Source organism: Streptomyces sp. TRM68367 (assembly GCF_014495685.1).
In the GTDB taxonomy this organism is placed as follows: domain Bacteria; phylum Actinomycetota; class Actinomycetes; order Streptomycetales; family Streptomycetaceae; genus Streptomyces.
Genome location: NZ_JACTVI010000151.1, coordinates 1 through 13,237, shown reverse-complemented (window position 1 = coordinate 13,237; position 13,237 = coordinate 1). Strand labels below are relative to the sequence as shown.

At 68.2% G+C, this 13,237-nt stretch carries 11 protein-coding genes and 2 pseudogenes; 10 read left to right on the top strand and 3 right to left on the bottom strand.

Annotation, left to right across the window (positions count from 1 at the left end; genetic code table 11):
* Positions 1–521 precede the first annotated feature (521 nt).
* Positions 522–1,031, bottom strand: coding sequence for a hypothetical protein (locus H8R17_RS42235; protein ID WP_262505948.1), 510 nt, complete (start codon positions 1,029–1,031; stop codon positions 522–524).
* A 658-nt stretch (positions 1,032–1,689) separates the two neighbouring features.
* On the opposite strand from H8R17_RS42235, the pseudogene H8R17_RS42230 reads away from it, so the two are divergent.
* The 7 genes and pseudogenes from H8R17_RS42230 to H8R17_RS42200 all read left to right on the top strand — a co-directional run.
* Positions 1,690–1,884, top strand: a pseudogene (locus H8R17_RS42230) (XRE family transcriptional regulator); the annotation flags it as partial.
* Between the two features lie 8 nt (positions 1,885–1,892).
* Positions 1,893–3,836, top strand: coding sequence for a hypothetical protein (locus tag H8R17_RS42225; RefSeq protein WP_262505947.1), 1,944 nt, complete (start codon positions 1,893–1,895; stop codon positions 3,834–3,836).
* Positions 3,837–4,045: 209 nt separating this feature from the next.
* On the top strand, positions 4,046–4,216 hold the full coding sequence (locus H8R17_RS48145; protein WP_262505946.1) for a hypothetical protein: 171 nt from the start codon (positions 4,046–4,048) through the stop codon (positions 4,214–4,216).
* 224 nt (positions 4,217–4,440) lie between these two features.
* Complete coding sequence (locus tag H8R17_RS42220; protein WP_187828494.1) at positions 4,441–5,709, top strand: MFS transporter; 1,269 nt, start codon at positions 4,441–4,443, stop codon at positions 5,707–5,709.
* 236 nt (positions 5,710–5,945) lie between these two features.
* Complete coding sequence (locus tag H8R17_RS42215) at positions 5,946–6,350, top strand: Pycsar system effector family protein (RefSeq protein ID WP_187828493.1); 405 nt, start codon at positions 5,946–5,948, stop codon at positions 6,348–6,350.
* A gap of 673 nt (positions 6,351–7,023) precedes the next feature.
* Positions 7,024–7,293 (top strand): type II toxin-antitoxin system Phd/YefM family antitoxin, encoded by a 270-nt coding sequence (locus H8R17_RS42205; RefSeq protein WP_187828495.1) that lies wholly within the window; start codon positions 7,024–7,026, stop codon positions 7,291–7,293.
* 4 nt (positions 7,294–7,297) lie between these two features.
* Positions 7,298–7,587: pseudogene (locus H8R17_RS42200) on the top strand (type II toxin-antitoxin system RelE/ParE family toxin).
* Positions 7,588–7,987: 400 nt separating this feature from the next.
* Here the strand turns inward: H8R17_RS42200 and H8R17_RS42195 are convergent.
* The gene (locus H8R17_RS42195; RefSeq protein ID WP_262505945.1) at positions 7,988–8,878 is read right to left on the bottom strand and encodes a hypothetical protein; all 891 of its coding nucleotides are present in this window, start codon (positions 8,876–8,878) and stop codon (positions 7,988–7,990) included.
* On the bottom strand, positions 8,875–11,049 hold the full coding sequence (locus tag H8R17_RS42190) for a DEAD/DEAH box helicase (RefSeq protein ID WP_262505944.1): 2,175 nt from the start codon (positions 11,047–11,049) through the stop codon (positions 8,875–8,877). The genes H8R17_RS42195 and H8R17_RS42190 overlap by 4 nt, the downstream gene beginning before the upstream one ends.
* A gap of 373 nt (positions 11,050–11,422) precedes the next feature.
* Here H8R17_RS42190 and H8R17_RS42185 point away from each other — a divergent pair, with 373 nt between their 5' ends.
* The 3 genes from H8R17_RS42185 to H8R17_RS42175 all read left to right on the top strand — a co-directional run bounded on the left by H8R17_RS42185 (position 11,423) and on the right by H8R17_RS42175 (position 12,363).
* On the top strand, positions 11,423–11,617 hold the full coding sequence (locus tag H8R17_RS42185) for a hypothetical protein (protein ID WP_187828497.1): 195 nt from the start codon (positions 11,423–11,425) through the stop codon (positions 11,615–11,617).
* A gap of 99 nt (positions 11,618–11,716) precedes the next feature.
* Positions 11,717–11,965: a hypothetical protein gene (locus H8R17_RS42180; protein ID WP_187828490.1), complete on the top strand. Its 249-nt coding sequence runs from the start codon at positions 11,717–11,719 to the stop codon at positions 11,963–11,965.
* Entirely contained in the window at positions 11,962–12,363 is a 402-nt protein-coding gene (locus H8R17_RS42175; RefSeq protein WP_187828489.1) for a DNA-binding protein, read from the top strand. The genes H8R17_RS42180 and H8R17_RS42175 overlap by 4 nt, the downstream gene beginning before the upstream one ends.
* The last annotated feature ends 874 nt before the right edge of the window (positions 12,364–13,237 follow it).

Genomic DNA, 13,237 nt, shown 5'->3' with positions numbered 1-13,237 from the left:
GACCCCAGCGACCTCGCCAGCTACGTCATGCACGCGACATCCCAGGCCGCCGAGCACGACACGCCCCACTAATTCATCGACAGGCCCAGTGTTGTCGGTCGGAGGGCGACCTCGTTGATCAACGATGCAAGGCAGAGACTTGCGCCAGACCACCGGCGGGACACCTTCTACGAGACACGCACGGCATTGGAGCGAAGCCGCGCAGTGTGGATTGTGTCTGCCCGCTCCTCCCTGGATAGTGACGGTCACGACTGAGGGAAGAAACGCGGTGGGCTATGGGCCCGCCGTTCCTTCACGACTCCTTCGTCCCGAAGCAACTTGGGTGGGGGCTCGGCCTTGGGTCGGTGCACCTCTCACCTGCTGTTACGGTCCGCAGGTGCGCGCGGTTGTCTGCCGGTGTACGCCGACGTTGTCACGCAGTTACACACTCACCTGGCTGTCCCCGATGGTGTCGGGACCGAGCAGTACTTCGCCGATCCTCGAACGTTGTGAGCTCATGACGCCCATGCTCGGCCTTGGTCTCATCGGTAGTCCTCTGGGTGACCCTGCATCCAAGTATTGATCTTGTCCCGCGTTCCGGTGAGCAGGTCTTGGTGCTTCTTGAGGTTCTTGAAGGAGCTGTCGTCGCCCAGTTCGGCCCGCAGTTTCGCGATCCATGCGAGGGGTTCCTTGAAGTGTTCGGGGCCCTGAGGGTCTGCTTTCATAGCCTTGTCGAGGCTGCTGAGCTCATCGAGCACTCGCCCCAGGAAGTACTCGCAGTTCCCCGGGGTCGTGCACCCGTCGTTGTAGGTGGCCTGAAGCCGAGCGAACACATCGCGGACCTTCTCGGCTCTCGGTGCCGGTTCTACCGTGCTCGGGGCGGGCGGCTCCTCGGTCGCGGGGGCCGAAGCTGCCTTGCGGACAACGCGGGTGGGCGACTCCCCACTGCTCGAAGTCGTGCCTTGGCTGCCGGAGCAGGAGAGCAACAATGACGCCAGGGCCACGACGAGCATGGAGGCGCCGGGGGCGTGCCGTGCGCGCATATTGATCATGCCGCGTACGACTCTTCAGCGGGCTCACTGGTTGTGCTGCTTGTCGCAACTCCGCTGCATTCTCACCGGCGTGGGTCCTCCGAGAAGGGTCTTGCGGGCACGTAGTGGCACGCGTGTGGCACGGCCCCTGAAATGGCGAAGGGCCAGCCTGGGAGGGGAATGACCCTCGGCTGCCCTTCTGGTTGTGCCTCTCACCCGCTGCGATGGTCCACAGGTGTGTGGTTGTCCGCAGCCGTACGCCGGCGTTTGTCACGCAGGTAGACACTCCAGGCACGAGGGCGTTCGGCGGCTGCCAGCGGGCTGCCGGCCTCGCGGGCGGTGCGCCGCATCGCCGTTCCAGCCGACGGCCGACTATCTCCGCTGCGCCTGGCCATCGGTGCCGCGCTCGAGGGCCCGTGCCCTACATAAACCGTTGCGACGCCACCGACGACCCGTTGCTCGCGGCGCTGTGTGCGGCCGGCGACCTGCTGGTGCTGGGCGGCGCGCAGCGCCTGACCCGCGCGGGCCTGGTGTTCCTGGCACAGCTCGCAGCGGGTGCCAACCCTGCCCGCAGGTCCGCTGGTGCGCGTGATCTTCGAACACATCTCCCCGGCCGCGATCCGCGCCGCGTTCCTCCCGCGCCCCGCAGTCGGTCAGCCGCCGCTCAGGAGCCTCCCGCGATCTGGACCTGATGTGCGCGGCGCTCGACTGCACGGTCGCCGACCTGCTCCAGGCCGAGCCCGTCGCCGACGCGCAGGCCGCCCAGGACTCCAGCCAGCTGGCGGTCGGCGCCGAGGGGCAAAAGCCTGGGCCGGTGAGGCCCGTTCCCCGTACCCGCCACGGCGGCGGGCCGCGTTCACCGCCGCCGAGTTGAGGAACGGCATGGCGAAGAAGACGGGGCGTGCCCGGAGTTGCGAGATGTGCCTGAGCTGGTCGGTGTTGTACGGGCGCCGGATCTGCCACGGCTGCGAGCACTGGAAATACGATTACCCCGCACGCGGGGTGTGCCCGCGATGCCGACACGAGGCCCACCTCAACACCGAGGGACTGTGCAAGTCCTGCCTTCAAGCCATCCGGGTCGAGGACGACGCGGAATGGGCGCTGGCTATCCCCGGGGCACGGCCGCGTGCCCTGCAGCTCACGATCGGCACCTACCGCCACTACGCGACACAGGCCCGCAAGATCGTGCGCGGTGAAAGTGGCAGGCGTGGGGTGAACGCCAGGTGGAGACGCACGCTGAGCCAGCAGTGCGAAGAGCCAGCCGGTGCGGCGGTACTGGAGCCGCAGATGTGGGGCCAGCTTCCCCTGTTCACCCTGCCGTGCACCCTCACCGACGCCACGGTCCGCGCTCTCGCCACCCGGACGGTCTCCGGCTGGGACCAGGCCCAACCCGTGCTGGAGGCGTTGACGGCCGAGCGCCGCTTGACCAGAGCCTGGTACTACCGGACTGCCAAGATGGTCCGCCTCGCTCTGGCCGTGCGCGAGGCGGACGGCTTCGCGACGGCCCCCGAGACGCTGTTGCGGGACCTGCCGACGAACGGTGACACGGTCTGCCTGCTCCTGCTGCGCGCCGGCCTGCTGGCCGCGCCGCAACCCCAACACCTCCCCCGGGTCGGCCAACCTCAGACCCCCGATGTCACCCCAGTCCCGAACTCATGGTTCGCACCACGCCAGTGCAGCGACTGCCAAGCCTGGATGCCCGGAAGGCGGCATGCGGGATTCCTCTGCGACCCCTGCCGCTATTGGCGGGAGCGACAACAGCCTGGGGACTGTACGCGCTGCCGCCGGGACGGGCTGCCGCTGCGTGCCGGCCACTGCCGCACCTGCCATCCTCATCGCGACGCCGACCAGATGCGGCCGACCGCCGTGGCAGCCAGGCAGCTAGTGATCGACCTGCCCGTCGGCGCCGACGGGCAGGCCATTCCGCTCCAGGACGACAAACTACCGCCGATACCTGCGGACTTACCACCTGCGGCGACCGTCTGTCCGGGGCAGGAGATCCTGTTCACCATGCGCCGCAACTGGTTGCCGGTGCTGGCCCGGCTGCGGAGCTGGCCGCCGGGTGAACTGACTCTGACCGACGCGGCCGCCGCGCTGGTGGAGGACTTCGCCGAGCTTCGCCGGAACCAGCAGACGTCAGGCTTCCGCAAGAACATCCGCACCCTCACCATCCTGGGGTACTGGCTCGGTGTCGAGAACGCCGTCCACGAGCGCGACGTCTATGATCTGGCACGGCTGGATACGCACCTTGCGGCCAAGCCCTTCTGCCAGTTCCTGCGCGCCCGTGGCCTGCTCGTCGACGACCCTGAGCTCCACCAGGACAGCGACCTGGCCTGGATCGAAACCGCACTCCAGGCACTGCCGCAAAGCGTCGCCGACGAGGTCCGCGCATGGGCGCACGTGCTGCGCGGCCAAGGCCCCCGTGAGAACGAGCCGCGCAGCTGGTATGGCATCCGCCGTTACCTGACCACCCTCCAACCGACCCTCACCGCGTGGACGTCGGCCGGCATGACGACCCTTCGAGAAGTCACCCCGGACCACCTCCAAGACGCCCTGGAGGACCTGGCCGGGACTGCCCGACGGCAACTCGCCACCTCGCTACGCAGCCTGTTCCGGGCTCTCAAACGGAAGCGGCTGGTCTTCCACGACCTCGCCCGTCACTTGGCCGTGGGCGATCTGACAGGCACCCCACGGCCGGTGCCCTCCGACTTGCTGGCCGGCCTACTCGACCACGCGGCGACCCGTTCGCGCGACTCACCATCGCCCTTGCCGCCATCCACGCCGTCCCCGCCACCGAGATCCGCACCGCGCACACCGCCAACCTGAACCTCGCCCGAGGAACCCTCGAACTGCGCCGCGGCCTACTACGTCACACCCTCTACCTGGAAGAACTCACCCACCACCTCGCCGCCGACTGGCTGACCTACCGCCACCAACGCTGGCCCGCCTCCGCCAACCCCCACCTGCTGGTCAGCCAGAAAACCGCACTCGACCCGGACCACCCGGCCGTGCACAGGAACACCCTGCAGCAAGTTATGCCCAAGGGACTGACCCTCGACAGACTGCGCCAGGGCCGCATCCTCGACGAAGCCTTCACCACCGGCGACCCGCTCAAGCTCATGAGGCTCTTCGGCATCACCGAACCGACCGCCATGCGCTACGTCGGCGCCGCCTACCCGGTGCGAACCGCGAAGCTACCCCGGTAGTCGGACATCTCACCGGCGACCAGCGTGTCTCAGCCCACCTCAGAAACTGAGTCTGAACTCGCGTGAAGCCGCTGGGTCGTGCGGCTATCTCCGGAAAACGATTGCCGTCCGTCGCAGGTCCTGGGTACGGTCCGCCCATGTCCATTACGCCCCGTGTCTCTTAGCTCGGACATCAGCTTCGACGTCACCCTTGTGTCCTTGAGCTGTTACGGAGCGTAACGCCATTGAATACTCTTCGCGGTCCCGGCCTGTTCCGGAACCGGGACTTCTCGCTGCTGCTGAGCGGCCAGCTGGTCTCTGCCATCGGTGACCAGGCTCATTTCATGGCCCTGCCGCTGATCGTTCTGGCCCTCACCGGGTCGGCCACCCAAGCCGGGTTCGTGCTTGGCCTCGGCACCCTTTCCTTCTTGGCGTTCGGGCTGGTTGCCGGCGCCCTCGTCGACCGGTGGGACCGTAAGGCCACCATGATCTGGTGTGAGCTCGGCCGGGCCGTGCTCACTGCTGGCGTCGCCGTCGCGCTGTGGCTGAACAAGCTCACCATGCCCCAGCTGTATGCGACAGTCGTGCTAGCCGGGATCCTGACCACTCTCTTCCAGGTAGCGAACACAGCGGCGCTGCCCAACGTGGTTGGGCAGCGACAACTGCCCGCTGCGCTCGGCTACTCGCAGTCCGCCGCCAGCGCGGTTGGCATCTTCGGGGCCTCACTCGCCGGCGCGCTCTACGCCCTCGGCAGGACCGTGCCGTTCGCCGTCAACGCGGTTTCCTTCGCAGTGTCCGCGGCGTCGCTGCGTCTGATGCATGCTCGGTTCCAACTGGACCGGCAGGACGTGCGGACGACGTCCCGGCTCACCACCGAGATCCGAGAGGGGCTCGGCTGGCTCTGGCGCCAGCCGGTCATCCGCTTCCTCACTCTGGTCTCGGCCGCTGACAAGGTGCGCTACGGCGCCGGGTACCTGTTGATCATCACCCTCGCCCGGCAGGTGGGTGCCTCGCCGCTGTGGATCGGTGTCATCTTCAGCGGCGCGGCGGTCGGTGCCATGGCGGGAGCGCTGGTCTCGGACAGGGCCACGCGCCGCTTTCCGCTGGGCTGGATCGCCGTGGTGATGCTGTGGTTGGAGGCATTGATGTTCCCGCTGTACGCTCTCGCGCCCAATCCGCTGTTGTTGGTGGCGGTCGCGGCCGCTGAGTCGCTGGTGGCTCCGGTATATGCGGTGGCTATGACCACCCACCAGTTGGCCATCACGCCCGATGAGCTGCGGGGCCGGACCACGAGCGCGGTCTCCACGCTCGCCACGGGAGCCTTGTCGATTGGCACGATCGCAGGCGGCGCACTGATCACCACACTGGGTGCCAAGCCACTGGTCTGGCTCTGCGGAGCATGGCTGCTCATCCTGGCCCTCCTCACCACGGCCAACCGGGCCGTGCGGCAGGCGCCGCCAGCAGGTGCGCCTCCTCAACAGAGGGCCCCAGCGCGGCCGAGACCGCTGACGTGACTGGCTAGCACCCAGGGGTGCGGCCACCGTTGATCGTCAGTGGGTGGGGAGGCACTGATGGCTCAGCGGTGGTCGCTGCCCACACCGTGAGTGGCCCTGCGATGGCGCCAGCAGTCAGAGATGAACTCGTACGAGAGTGACTGGCCAGCACCAGATCCACGCCCGAGTTCCCGCCCTTACGCGTCCAGGAATTCGCGAACCCGCGCGCTTCCACGCGCGCGGACACCAAGGCCGCCGTGCTCCTGGGCTTCACCGGAGGCGTCTTCATCACGGTGACCAGGAGCGCCGACGATGGACAGGCCCCCGACGCCTGGAGGCCGCACGCACTGTGGTGGGCCGCCGTCATCAGCGCACTGCTGGCCGTCGTCTGCTTTGTGTGCGCCATCGCCCCGCGCCGCCGCGGCGGGCGACGCCACGGCACGGTGGCTCCCGGTTACTTCGAGCACATCACGCCGGAACTGGGCGGCGAGCGGCTGAGCCGCGCCTTCGAGCGCGTCGGGCACAATCCGACCGGCCCCTTGCTGTCCTCCCTGGCGAGGACCAGCGAGATCATCCGCGCCAAATGCCGCTGGATCGAAACGGGAACCGCTCTGCTGCTCATCGCGCTTCCGCAGTTCGCCGTCACCCTGCGGCCGACATGAGAGAAAAACACGAGGAGTTCGACTGGTTGGACGATCATGTCCGACCCCAGCCGGTCCGAGATCTGTACCGTTCCGATAAAGCCGCGGCCGGAACACGACGAAGGCCCCGACCGTGATCAGTTCCTGCCGGTGTGCGCGTCGACTTGAGCCTGGAGGGCCGCCCTCCTCGTCTCCACCGGTGAGGAGGGCGGTGCGGTGCGACTGTGGGACGTGTCCGCCCCCGTCGCCCCGCGCTGATGGCTACCTTGAGAGGACCGATCGCCGCAGCGGCGTTCACGAACCGCAACACCGTCGTGGCCATCACCGACGATCAGACCGTCCGCACACGGCGGACTGACGCCAAGATCTTCGCTGGCGACATTTGCCGACTGCCTGGAACCATGCTGTCCACGCGGGAGCGACAGCTCTACGTCACCGAGCGATACCGAGCCGCATGGGCCTGAAGCGGAGTGATGGCAAGCCTGATGCGCCATCTTCAGCGTCGACGTCGCGTGACCTGGTCGCGGCCTTCGCCTTCTCATCACCAGCCAGGTGTCTGCCGCACGCTGCCAAGGAGAGCGGAGGGGCGGCTCACCATGATCCGTCGCAGCTGATACCCACGCTCGCGGCTGTTGGAGCCCAGACGGCACCCACCTTCATGTACATCTGCTACATTCATGACATGAGTGATCCGATGATTGAGTCCATGGCCGAGGTCCGCAGCCACCTCGCTGATGTCATCGACCGTGCTCGCCGGGAGGAAACCCCCACGATCATCACTCGGCGTGGCAGGCAGGAAGCCGTCGTTATCGACATTCAGGAGTACCAGCGCCTGCGTGAGATCGCGGAGAACGCCGAAGAGGCGTGGCTCAACCAGCTGGCTGATGAAGCCGAGTCCGAGGGTACGGAGGGGTCGGTCTCGCTCGAAGAGATGGCCGCCTTGCTGCGCGCTCAACAGGGCTGAACCCATGGGGTACGTCACGCGCTTCACGCCGCACGCACAGCGGGACATGCTCAAGATCCCGCGCCCGGACGCCCTCCGCATCCTGTACCGCCTCACCGAACTCCAGAAGGCGATGGAAACGGGGGACACCACCGCGTTCGACATCAAAGCGCTTCAGGGGCACAGTGCCCGTTGGCGGCTCCGGATCGGCGACTACCGCGTCGTCTACACCATCGAGGACGGTCAGCTGATCGTGTGGGTCCTGGCCGTCGGCAATCGCCGCGCCGCCGCGACATCTACCGCCAAGTTCCGTAAGACCTCCGCAGTGCAGGTTGATGCCAGATGTCCGCCGGGATTCGTAGGGCGTGCGCCTGCCTGTTTGTCGAGATGTCCCGAATGTGGCCTGTAAACGCAACCAAAACTGCAACCGATGCACACCGAGGAGCCGAGCCGCAACTGCGGCTCGGCTCCTCGTTTCGCCTGTTCACGCGGCTACGGAGGATACGAGATTCGAACTCGTGAGGGGTTGTCCCCAACACGCTTTCCAAATGTTCGTCTGGGGGTTCTGGGGCGTACGGCAACGTCCTGACCTGCTGTGCAGCTGGTCCGGGCGGGGGTTCTGAACGGTGCTGTACGCCGGTGAATGCAACCAGAACTGCAACCACGGAAGTGGGAGCAGCGTGAGTGTGTCCAGCTTCTGCTCGTGGTTTCCTGGTCAGCGGGGAATCGCCTTTTTACTCCCCGTTCTGCGACCAGGCCGCGGTGAGCGCGGTGACCGGGTCACTGTCGGCTGGTGCCGCGGGCCACCATTCGCCGTCGTCGTCCTGGAGGTAGGGGTACCAGCGGGCGTCGGGGCCCAGACGCAGCTGGATGCCGTGGTGGGTGAGGGTGAGGCGGTCCAGGTTCTGAGGTGTGTGGGGGAGTCGGTCATCTCGGCGAGGGCCGCGTCCAGGGCGGTGCGGGTGGCCTTCATCACCGTCGGGTCGGGGGCGTAGGGCTGTTCGGCGACGGTGATGCCCGTGGGGCCGCCGTGGCGCCAGGCGCGGGTGAGGCATGCGAAGGCAGTGGGTTTGGTGTTGGTGTTCTGGATCAGGTGGTGGAACCACTCGGGTCCGGGGTTGCTTGCGGCGATGCGGACGGCGTCCTGGTGCTGGGTCAGGTGCAGGTCGGCGGTGTCGCCCGCGAGGAGCCGGGCGGCGCGTGCGGTGGCGTCGGCCATGAGGCGTTCCAGGTCCGCGGCGGCCAGGCCGGTGCCGGGTGGCGGGGCGACGGGCAGTGCTGTGGTGTGGGCGGCGGGTTCCGGGAGTTCGGGCAGTTTCGTGTCGAGCAGGGTGTCCCACTGAGGGTCGGTGAGGACGGGCAGGTGGACTGAGGAGCGGTACGGGCGCGGGCGGCTGCCCTGGACAGCGGCATTGACCTTGCCCGGAGCGACGGTGACCGGGCCGACCATGCCTTTGCGGGCGTAGGTGCGTCCGCGTGAGAGCCGTCCGGCGTCCAGGGTGGAGTCCTCCAGGGCGGCCACCCATGCCTGGCCCCACCAGGTCGCGGCGAAGGATCGCTTGCCGCGGGCGGGCGCACGGCGCGGGCCGGGGACAGCGGGGCTCATGACTGCCTTCCCAGGGCGACGAGTTCGGCGAGGTCGGCGTCGGACAGTTCGGTCAGGGCTGCCTCGCCGGAGCCGACGACGGCGTCGGCGAGGGCGCGCTTGGCTTCGAGCAGCTTCGCTACCTTGTCCTCCACGGTTCCCTCCGCGAGGAGCTTGTGTACCTGGACGGGTTTGTCCTGGCCGATGCGGTACGCGCGGTCGGTGGCCTGGTCCTCGACGGCCGGGTTCCACCAGCGGTCGTAGTGCACGACGTGAGTGGCGCGGGTGAGATTGAGTCCGGTGCCCGCCGCCTTCAACGACAGCAGGAACACCGGTACTTCACCGCGCTCGAAGCGGTCCACCATCTCCTCGCGCCGCGCGACGGGGGTGGCACCGTGCAGGAAGAGAGCGGGGACGCCGCGCTCGGCGAGATGCTTCTCCAGGAGAGCCGCCATCTGTTTGTACTGCGTGAAGACCAGCACGGATTCGCCTTCGGCGGTGATGGTGTCGAGAAGTTCGTCGAGCAGGTCGAGCTTGCCGGAGCGGCCCCGCAGGGGAGTGGACTGGCGCAGGCTGTGCTCTTTCAAATACTGGGCGGGGTGGTTGCAGATCTGCTTCAGCGCGGTGAGCAGCTTGAGTACCAGACCGCGTCGGGCGATGCCCTCCGACTCCGCGATCTTCGCCATGGTCTCGCGGACCTGTGCCTCGTACAGGCTGGTCTGCTCGGCCGTCAGCGGGACGACGTGGTCGGTCTCGGTCTTGGGCGGCAGTTCGGGCGCGATGCCGGGGTCGGACTTCTTGCGGCGCAACAGGAAGGGACGTACGAGACGGGACAGGCGCTCGGCTGCCTCGGGATCCTCGCCCGCCTCGATGGCGCGGGCATGCCGGTCACGGAAGGCGGTGAGTGAGCCGAGGAGCCCGGGGGTGGTCCAGTCGAGCAGTGCCCACAGCTCGGAGAGGTTGTTCTCCACGGGGGTGCCGGTGAGAGCGACGCGGGCGCGGGCGGGCAGGGCACGCAGTTCGCGGGCGGTGACGGCGTAGGGGTTCTTGACGTGTTGGGCCTCGTCGGCGGCCACCAGCGACCAGGCTGTCTCGGCAAGCACTTCGCGGTCGCGGCGCAGCACCCCGTAGGTGACCAGGACGATCTCGTCGCCGGCCAGGTCCTTGAGGTGGCGGTCGCCCTCGGCCTCGGTGAGCGGCTCGCCGCCAAGGGAGACCTGCCAGCGGAAGTCGAGGAGGGCCTCGGTGTCCAGCAGGCCGCCCGCGGTGGAACCGGGGGCGGTGCGCTGCCCGATCTCCGCGGTCGCGGTGAGCGCCTTGACCAGGTCGCGCGGCCAGTGCACGTCGACACCGGCCGCGCGCAGCGCGTCCGTGGCGTCCCCAAGGAGATCGAAGGCTTCGTCGTCGGTCAACCGGAGCTGATCGGGAGCGGCATCGTTGAGCAGCCTCCGCAGCGGGGGCCAGGCGTGGGCGCCGCGGCGCAGGGCGAGAAGGGTCTCGGTCGCGGCGCGTGGGCCGAGCAGCCGCTCCACTTCGGTCGGCTCGCTCCAGAGTCGTGCGGCCTCGATGACGAGCGCCGGGTCCGCCGCGGTGTGCAGTTGCAGGACGGCCCGGAACTGCCGTCGGCGTCCTTCGGGTACGTCGACGCGCAGGGAGACACTGACCTCGGCGGTGAGCGCCGCCCGGGTTTCCTCGGCCCATTCACGCAAGGTGGGCACGGCGCGGGCCTCGCGCCAGGCGTACGGCAGCGCTCCCATGGCGAGTGGCGCGGCCGGCGTACGGACCAGATCATCGGCGACCGCGTCGCAGAACTGGCGTACCAGTGCAGCCGGTTCGGCGATCCGTACCGGAGCAGGGCCAGGCTCGGGCAGGCAGTGGGCGTGTGGCGGGAAGGCGGCGGCCAGGGCGTCCAGCGTCTGGCGCTGGGCGGCGGTGCAAGGACCCACCTGCCAGGTGTCGTAACCGGCGGGGGTGAGGGCCGGGTGAAGGCGGCCGTCGGCGAGCAGCCGCAGGGCGAAGCGAGTGGCGGCCTGCCAGGCGGCGCCGGAGGGATGCGTCGGCTCCGCATTGGCCAGGGCGGAGACAGCGACGGCGACAGGCAGCGCGTAACCCTCGACCCTGCGCCGCCTGACCGAGCGGCCGTGCGGCAGGACCAGCTCCACCGCCTCGGTCTCAAGGCCGGTGGGCGCCATACTGTCTCCCCTGCTGCCCCGGTCGGCTTCCACAGCAGCAGCCGCCCAAGGCGGGCGGGCTCACCGGGCAGGAACACCGCCGCCCAGCCGGCGCCGAGCAGCCCCTCACGAAGGCGGATGTTTCCTGCCGGGCCAGCGGCGGTGCGCTCCTCGCGCCCGTGCTCGGCTCTCGTACGACGACTCGTGCCACTCTCTTCCGCCCTGTCGCTTGCCGGGCCCTCCCCTGGGCCGCTCACTTCCGAACCCCACCAGGCAACGTCGCACGCTGGCAACCGCGAGCCTTGGCTTGACTGCTGGCGACGGCGCCACGACGGATACGCCGCTGCTGGACACACCGGTCCTCAACAGTACGGTGCAGCGCTACGGTGAGGCCATGAGCACCTGGGCCCCAGCCGCGCTGGAGGCGTTGATCGAAGAGGCCACCGTCGACGCCTACGGCGAGGATGAGCCCAGCTCACCGGCTTCTGGACCTGCCGCTGCCGGAACCCGCCCCCGGGGGCTCGCAATGGATCGAGGCATACCGCTGCTGGGCCCGCTGAACTGGCGCGTCGTACGACTGCCCAGCTGAGCCCCTGCTCGAACGGACAGTCGTCCCGACTGCCGCTGACCGGACCGACTGCGGGGAACAGACAGCGCGTAGCGCGCATACCGTAGTATGCTTGCGGCTATGGCTGACACCACACGCATCACGGTGACACTCCCCACCGAGCAGGTGGCGGAGCTGAAGAAGATCACGGACAACATCTCCGGCTACGTGGCCGAAGCGGTCGCCAGGCAGATCCGGCACCAGCTCCTGGGGGCCGACCTGCGCAGCCACACAGACGAGCACGGGGCCTTCAGTGAGGAAGAGCTGGCCGCGGCGCGGGCGCGCATCTTCGGTACGACGTCGGCCGCCGGCGGCGCGAGCGCCGCGTGAGCGGGCACATTGAGACCGTCGTCCTGGACAGCGAGGGGCTGTCGGCCTGGGTGGCGCAGGACCGGAAGGTTCTGGCGATGTTTCAGGTGTTCCATGACATGGGAGCGGACCTTGTCGTCAGCGCCAACACCATCGTGGAGGTGAGCCACGCCAGGGTGAACCTGCCCCGACTGCAATGGGCACTCTCCCGGGTCAAGGTGGAGCCGATCACGGAGGCAGCGGCCAAGGCGGCGGCCCAACTGCTCAAGGGCGCCGGCCTGCACGGACACAAGTGCGCGATCGACGCCACTGTCGCGGAAGCGGCCTTGCGTCAGCCTGGCCCGGTCGCCATCCTCACGTCGGATGTCGATGACATGACCCGGCTGTGCGGCAGCAAGGTCCGGATGATGGGGCTATGACCGCGACATCGTCCCGGGACCATGGACAGATCCGCGTGGATCCGCCGAGACCAGAGTCGCCGCAGGCCAACCCATGATGGGTGAATAAGGCATCGACGGATGCGGGGGCATGACTGCGTTCGGTGTCAAAGCTCCTCAGGGCGCAACGCCTGCTGGCGGCTCAGGGCGGCGACTGCCTCTTCGTCTACGCCGTTGAGGACGGCCAACTCATCGTGTGGGTCCTGGCGGCCGGTAACCGTCGTGACGTATCCCGTCAGATGGTGTGTCCCCGCAGTCTGCGCCGGTCGCCCTATAGGGACATGAGCGTGCGCCCTTCCTGCTTGAGGAAATTCTGTGATGGTCACCGAGTAGGCCCGCGTTGCAGCGCGGGTCGGGAAGGCACGCCCGGTGCGACGTGAAAGTCACATCGCACGCAGTGTCCGCAGGAGAGGAGATGTGTCATGCGGATCTGACCAGTGACCAACGGTCAGTCCCCAGCCTCCGGTGCGGCGGGAGTAATCCCGGGGTGCTAAGCGGAGGTGGTCAAGCCCAAGGGCTCGCGGGCCATTCGCAAGCTACAGGTGAAGGGGAAGTCCGGAAGGGTGAGTGAACACGAACTCTCGTCGACTCGTCGTCAGACTTACACCGCTCAATGGTCAGCGCTCGGCGGTGGAATCCTCTAGGGCTGGGAAGCCCAGCGTGGCAGGTCCCCATCGGGAAGGGACCTGTAGGTCACCACGGAGGACGGCGTAAAGGGGGTCTTCAAAGTTGAGCGGTGCGGAGGTGTCCGCGGGCTCGGCGGGTGGCGACGCAGCGTGTCCGTAGCCGTTGGTTGTCGGCATTGCGGAAGCCGAACGCGTTGCGGGCGACGAGCTTGATCACGCGGTTGACACCC

Excerpts from the sequence above, each read along its gene's own strand:
- H8R17_RS42180 (WP_187828490.1), top strand. The coding sequence starts at position 11,717 with ATGGCTGACACCACACGCATCACGGTGACACTCCCCACCGAGCAGGTG.
- H8R17_RS42235 (WP_262505948.1), bottom strand. The coding sequence starts at position 1,031 with ATGATCAATATGCGCGCACGGCACGCCCCCGGCGCCTCCATGCTCGTC.
- H8R17_RS48145 (WP_262505946.1), top strand. The coding sequence starts at position 4,046 with ATGCCCAAGGGACTGACCCTCGACAGACTGCGCCAGGGCCGCATCCTC.
- H8R17_RS42190 (WP_262505944.1), bottom strand. The coding sequence starts at position 11,049 with ATGGCGCCCACCGGCCTTGAGACCGAGGCGGTGGAGCTGGTCCTGCCG.
- H8R17_RS42195 (WP_262505945.1), bottom strand. The coding sequence starts at position 8,878 with ATGAGCCCCGCTGTCCCCGGCCCGCGCCGTGCGCCCGCCCGCGGCAAG.
- H8R17_RS42225 (WP_262505947.1), top strand. The coding sequence starts at position 1,893 with ATGGCGAAGAAGACGGGGCGTGCCCGGAGTTGCGAGATGTGCCTGAGC.
- H8R17_RS42185 (WP_187828497.1), top strand. The coding sequence starts at position 11,423 with ATGAGCACCTGGGCCCCAGCCGCGCTGGAGGCGTTGATCGAAGAGGCC.
- H8R17_RS42205 (WP_187828495.1), top strand. The coding sequence starts at position 7,024 with ATGATTGAGTCCATGGCCGAGGTCCGCAGCCACCTCGCTGATGTCATC.